The following is a 6,410-nucleotide window of genomic DNA, read 5'->3' as shown; positions in this document are numbered from 1 at the left end:
GGCGCGCGGGGCCGCCCCCCCCCCCCCCCCCCCCCCCCCCACGTCACTTTCCCTTCCTCGAATGAACCCTTTTCGGATTTTCCAGACCGTCATTGCGAGCGCAGCGAAGCAATCCAGGGGCCGTTGCGTGCGACCCCTGGATTGCTTCGTCGGCTTTGCCTCCTCGCAATGACGATTTTGGGAGTGAGCCAATCCCCCATCATTGCGTCGTTGCGTTCGCAATGACAGGCTTCCAGCCTGATGCAGCCCTTCGTCTACATCATGGCGAATCACCGCAACGGGACCCTCTACGTCGGCGTGACGTCCAATCTTCCGCGCCGTGCGCACGAGCATCGGACGGGAGCCGTCAAAGGCTTCGCCTCTCGGTATGGCTGCAAGCTTCTGGTCTGGTGCGAGCCGCACGGGTCGATGCTCGACGCCATTGCGCGCGAGAAACAGATCAAGGGCGGGTCGCGACCGGCCAAACTGGCTCTGATTGAAGCTATGAATCCGGCCTGGCGGGATCTCTACGACGATCTGGTTTGAACCCAGGCATCGGCGCAACCGCGTTCCGACATCGCCGCGTGCGTGCTAGGGTCCGCGCTTCGCCGATCCGATCCCGTAAGTCCGTGTCGACAGCCTTGCCCGACAGCAGCACCCCCGCGACGACCGATCCCGCCGTCACGCCGATGATGGCGCAGTATCTGGAGGCCAAGGCGGCCCATCCGGACTGCCTGCTGTTCTTCCGCATGGGCGATTTCTACGAGATGTTCTTCGACGACGCGGTCAAGGCCGCGGCGGCGCTCGACATCGCCCTGACCAAGCGCGGCCAGCACCAGGGCGAGGACATCCCGATGGCAGGCGTCCCCGCGCACAGCCACGAGGCCTATCTGGCCCGGCTGATCCGCCAGGGCTTCCGGGTGGCGCTGTGCGACCAGACCGAAAGCCCGGAGGATGCCCGCAAGCGCTCCGGCAAGACCCTGGTGCGGCGCGAGGTGGTGCGCATCGTCACCCCCGGCACCGTCACCGAGGACGGCCTGCTGGAGCCGCGGGCGGCGAATCACCTGGTGGCGCTGGCCGATGTCGCCGGCACCCTGGCCATCGCCGCGGTCGACATCTCCTCGGGCGAGCTGGTGACCGAGCCGACGGCGCCCGACCGGCTCGGCGCCGCCCTGGCCCGCTTCGACCCGAGCGAGATCCTGCTGCCCGAGCGGGTGCTGCAGAATCCCGAGCTGTTCGAGCTGCTCGGCGACTGGAAGATGCGGCTGACGCCGCAGCCCTCCGCCCGCTTCGACAGTGAGAACGGGCGGCGCCGCCTGCAGGATCTGTTTCACGTTGGAACGCTCGACTCCTTCGGCAGCTTCGAGCGGGCCGAGGTCGCCGCCGCCGGCGCCCTGGTCGACTACATCCAGCTGACCCAGAAGGCGCTGCCGCGGCTGTCGCCGCCGCGCCGCCTGCCGCGCGGCGCGGTGATGGAGATCGACGTCGCCACCCGCCGCAACCTGGAGCTGACGCGGACCCTGTCGGGCGACCGCCGCGGCAGCCTCTTGGCCGCGATCGACCGCACCGTCACCGGCCCCGGCGCCCGGCTGCTGGCGGGCCATCTGGCGGCGCCGCTGACCGATCCGGAGGCGGTGGCCGAACGGCTCGACGCCGTCCAGGCGCTGGTCGAGGACGGTCGGCTGCGCGACGACCTGCGCACCCTTTTGCGCGCTTGCCCGGATGCGGAGCGGGCGCTGACCCGGCTCGGCCTCGGCCGCGGCGGCCCGCGCGACCTGGCGGCGATCCGCGACGCGCTGCGCCAGGGCGGGCGCCTGCGCGAACGGCTCGGCGCGCCGCGCTTCCTCGACCTGCCGCCGCTCTTGTCCCGCGCCGCTTCCGAGCTCGGCGAGCATGACGCGCTGGTCGACCGGCTGGCCCGGGCCCTGGCCGAGGAACTGCCGCTCCTGATCCGCGACGGCGGCTTCATCGCCCCGGGCTACCTGCCGGAGCTGGACGAGGTCCGCACCCTGCGCGACGAATCCCGCCGGCTGATCGCGGCGCTGCAGCAGCGCTATGTCGACGAGACCAGGATCCCGACCCTGCGGATCCGGCACAACAACGTCATCGGCTATCACATCGAGGTCTCGGCCAACCAGTCGGACAAGCTCTTGCAGCCGCCGCATGTCGGCACCTTCATCCATCGCCAGACCATGGCCTCGGCGATGCGCTTCACCACGGTCGAGCTCGGCACGCTGGAGCGGTCGATCGGCGAGGCGGCGGACAAGGCGCTGGCGCTCGAGCTCAGGCTGTTCGCCGATCTGGTCGGCGAGGTCGGCGGCCGGGCCGAGGCGATCTCCGGCGCCGTCCGCGCCCTGGCCGGCTTCGATGTCGCCGCCTCGCAGGCGGAATTGGCGGTCGAACGCCGCTACTGCCGGCCGAAGGTGACCGGCGGCACCGGCTTCCGCATCAAGGGCGGCCGCCACCCGGTGGTCGAGATCGCCCTGGCCGAGGCGCAGGGCGGCCCCTTCGTCGGCAATGACTGCGACCTGTCGGAAGACCGCCGGCTGTGGCTGCTGACCGGCCCGAACATGGCCGGTAAATCGACCTTCCTGCGCCAGAACGCGCTGATCGCGGTCCTGGCCCAGATGGGCGGCTTCGTGCCGGCGGAGGAGGCCGAGATCGGCGTGGTCGACCGGCTGTTCAGCCGCGTCGGCGCCGCCGACGACTTGGCCCGCGGCCATTCCACCTTCATGGTCGAGATGGTCGAGACGGCGGCGATCCTGAACCAGGCCGGCCCGCGGGCGCTGGTCATCCTCGACGAGATCGGCCGCGGCACCGCCACCTTCGACGGGCTGTCGATCGCCTGGGCCTGCGTCGAGCACCTGCACGAGACCACCCGCTGCCGGGCCCTGTTCGCCACCCATTACCACGAGCTGACGGCGCTGCAGGCGCGGCTGCCGCGTCTCGCCTGCCACACCATGCGGGTCAAGGAGTGGCAGGGCGACATCGTCTTCCTGCACGAGGTCGCGCCGGGCACGGCCGACCGCTCCTACGGCATCCATGTCGCCCGGCTGGCCGGGCTGCCCGCCGCCGTGGTCGGACGGGCACAGGAGGTGCTGGAGGCGCTGGAGGCGGGCAAGGAAGGCCGCAGCGTCGCCCGGCTGGTCGACGACCTGCCGCTGTTCTCGGCCGCCGCCGTGGCCGCCGCGCGCCCGGCCGCGGCTCCGGCGGGTCCGTCCGAGCTCGAGACCGCCCTGTCGGCGCTCGATCCCGACGCGATGACCCCGCGCGAAGCGCTCGAACGGTTGTATGCTTTGAAGGCGTTGCTCATTTAAGACAAATCATGCCCGACGAGATCCTCACCCGTCCCGGCCTGCGCGGCCGCCTCCGCCGCTTCCTGCCCTATGGTGCGGCCGCGGCCGAGCCGACCCCGGCGCCGGCCGCGGCCCGGCGCGGCGGCGAAAAGATCGACGCGCCGCTCGACATCATCGACCCGGCGGCGCTGGAGCGGCGGTTGTACGAGGCGATGGACCGGGGTGACGCCCAGGCGCAGCGGGCCGAGATCCTGGCGGCGCTGCGCGAGGCGCTGGCCGCCGGCCGCGCCACGATCCGCCGCCGCTTCGTCGAGGAAGCGGGGTCGGCCGATGCCTGCGTCGCCGAATCCGCCTGGCTGATGGATGTGCTGATCGGGGCGCTGGCCTCGCTCACCGTGTCCCGGCTGTTCCCGGTGTCGAACCCGACCCTGGGCGAACGCTTCGCTATCGCCGCGGTCGGCGGCTACGGCCGGGGCGAGCTGGCGCCCTTCTCCGACATCGACCTCCTGTTCCTGCTGCCCTACAAGCGCAACCCGCGGGTCGAGCAGGTGGTCGAGTACATGCTCTACCTGCTGTGGGACCTCGGGCTGAAGGTCGGCCACTCGGTGCGCTCGATCGATGACAGCCTGCGCCTGGCCCGCACCGACACCACCATCTGCACCAGCCTGATGGAGACCCGGCTGCTGTGGGGCGAGCAGTCGCTCTACGACACGCTGCGCCGCCGCTTCGTCGAGGAGGTGACGGCCGGCACCGGCGCCGCCTTCACCGAGGCCAAGCTGGCCGAGCGCGACGCCCGCCACCGCCGTATGGGCGACAGCCGCTACGTGCTGGAGCCGAATGTGAAGGAGGGCAAGGGCGGCCTGCGCGACCTGCAGACCCTGTTCTGGATCGGCAAGTACCTGTACCAGGTCGACGACGTCGACGGCCTGGTCGCCAAGGGCGTGCTGACGGCGGAGGAGGCGCGGCGCTTCCGCCGGTCGGAGAGTTTCCTTTTGGCCGTGCGCTGCCATCTGCACTACCTGACCGGCCGGGCCGAGGACCGCCTGACCTTCGACCTGCAGCCGGAGCTGGCGCGCGTCGCCGGCTACACCGACCATGCCGGCGCCAAGGGCGTCGAGCGGCTGATGAAGCACTACTTCCTGGTCGCGAAGGAGGTCGGCAACCTGACCCGGATCTTCTGCGCGGCGCTGGAGGCGGAAAGCCAGCGCCGGCCGAAGCGCGGCCTGGCCTTCCTCGGCTTCTCGGCGCCGATGGTCGACGGGCTGCCGCTCGACGGCGATCGCATCAGCCTGGCCGGCGAGAAGCCGCTGCGCGACCATCCGGTCGACATCATCCGGCTGTTCCGGGTGGCCCAGGCGCGCGACCTCGACATCCACCCGGCGGCGCTGAAGCTGATCACCCGCAACATCGACCTGATCGCAGGCCTTCGCGACGACCCGGAGGCGAACCGCATCTTCCTCGAGATCCTGACCGCGGAGCAGGACCCCGAGATCCCGCTGCGGCGGATGAACGAGGCCGGCGTGCTGGGCCGCTTCGTGCCGGATTTCGGCCGGGTCGTGGCGCAGATGCAGTACGACATGTACCACACCTACACGGTCGACGAGCACACGCTGTTCGCGCTCGGCATCCTGCACCGGATCGAGGCCGGTGAGGCGGCGGAGACGCTGCCGCTCGCCACCCAGGTGATGCGCAAGACCGGGTCGCGGCGGGCGCTCTATGTCGCCCTCTTGTGCCACGACATCGCCAAGGGCCGCGGCGGCGACCATTCGGTGCTGGGCGCCCGGGTGGCGCGCAAGCTCGGCCCCCGCTTCGGCCTGACGCCGGAGGAGACCGAGACGGCGCAGTGGCTGGTGCGCTGGCACCTGCTGCTCAGCGACACCGCCTTCAAGCGCGACATCGAGGACGACAAGACGGTGCAGGACTTCGTCGCCGCCGTTGAGAGCCCGGAGCGGCTGCGCCTGCTGCTGGTGCTGACCGCGGCCGACATCAGCGCCGTCGGCCCCGGCCGCTGGACCGCCTGGAAGGCGACGCTGATGTCCGAGCTGTACCACCGGGCCGAGGAGCGGCTGTCCGGCGCCGACGAGGCGGTCGGGGTCGAGCACCGCGTCGACCAGGCCAAGGACCTGCTGCGCCAGGCGCTGGCGGACTGGCCGCCCGCGGCGGTCGAATCCTATGCCGGCAAGGCCAGCCGCGCCTATTGGCTGGCCTTCGACGGCGCCACCCAGGCCCGCCACGCCCGGCTGGTGCGCGCGGCGGAGGCGGAGGGCGAGGCGCTGGCGATCGACATCCAGGTCGACCAGCAGCGCACCGTGGCCGAGCTGACCATCCACACCGCCGACCATCCCGGCCTGTTCTCGCGCCTGGCCGGCGCCATCGCCGTCTCCGGCGGCACCATCGTCGAGGCCAAGATCTTCACCTTCGCCGACGGCATGGCGCTCGACACCTTCCTGGTCCAGGACGCGGTCGAAGGCGGCGCCTTCGACGCGCCGGAGAAGCTGGCCCGGGTGCGGATCGCGATCGAGCGCAGCCTGTCCGGCGAGATGAAGATGTCGGCCGAGCTGGAGCGGCGGCACCGCAGCTATCCGCGGCTGCATTCGGTGTCGATCGCGCCGCGCGTGCTAGTCGACAACGAGGCCAGCCGCACCCACACGGTGATCGAGCTGAACGGCCGCGACCGGCCGGGCCTGCTGCATGCGGTCGGCCGGGCGCTGACCGGCCTGGGGCTGCAGATCTCCTCGGCCAAGATCTCGACCTTCGGCGCCCGCGCCGTCGACGTGTTCTACGTCAAGGACGTGTTCGGCCTGAAGGTGACGCACGAGGCCAAGCTGGCGCAGATCCGCAAGACCCTCGGCGAGGTGCTGGCCGACCCGGTGGCCAAGCCGCTGCCCGCCGCCCCCAAGCGCCGCCGCGCCCGCCGGTCGGCGGCATGAGTGCTGCTTTGAGCCTTTGCCGGCGGTCAAATTTCTTGAGTCCCCCCTCCCCCTGCGGGAGGGGGGTAGGGGGAGGGGGTTGTGTCGGCCCGAGCCGACGGCCGGCCATGGCAAGTCTCTGCAGAAAGACCCTCGTCTTCGCGCGCGGGCGCGCGCAGACCCCCCCCCCCACCCCCCCCCCCCCCCCGGGGGGGGGGGGGGGGTG

At 71.5% G+C, this 6,410-nt stretch carries 3 protein-coding genes; all 3 read left to right on the top strand.

The window, feature by feature from the left end; translation table 11 throughout:
* The first annotated feature begins 240 nt into the window (after positions 1-240).
* The 3 genes from AAHM41_RS37920 (at position 241) to AAHM41_RS37910 (ending at position 6,205) form a co-directional block, all read left to right on the top strand.
* Complete coding sequence (locus tag AAHM41_RS37920; RefSeq protein WP_342241816.1) at positions 241-525, top strand: GIY-YIG nuclease family protein; 285 nt, start codon at positions 241-243, stop codon at positions 523-525.
* Between the two features lie 143 nt (positions 526-668).
* Positions 669-3,296, top strand: coding sequence for a DNA mismatch repair protein MutS (gene mutS, locus AAHM41_RS37915; RefSeq protein WP_342241817.1), 2,628 nt, complete (start codon positions 669-671; stop codon positions 3,294-3,296).
* An 8-nt stretch (positions 3,297-3,304) separates the two neighbouring features.
* Positions 3,305-6,205, top strand: a complete 2,901-nt coding sequence (locus AAHM41_RS37910; RefSeq protein ID WP_342241815.1) for a [protein-PII] uridylyltransferase — start codon at positions 3,305-3,307, stop codon at positions 6,203-6,205.
* Positions 6,206-6,410: the final 205 nt, after the last annotated feature.

This window comes from Inquilinus sp. OTU3971 (genome assembly GCF_038440215.1).
Note: the sequence above shows the minus strand (reverse complement) of the source record. Positions and strands in the feature narration are given on the sequence as shown.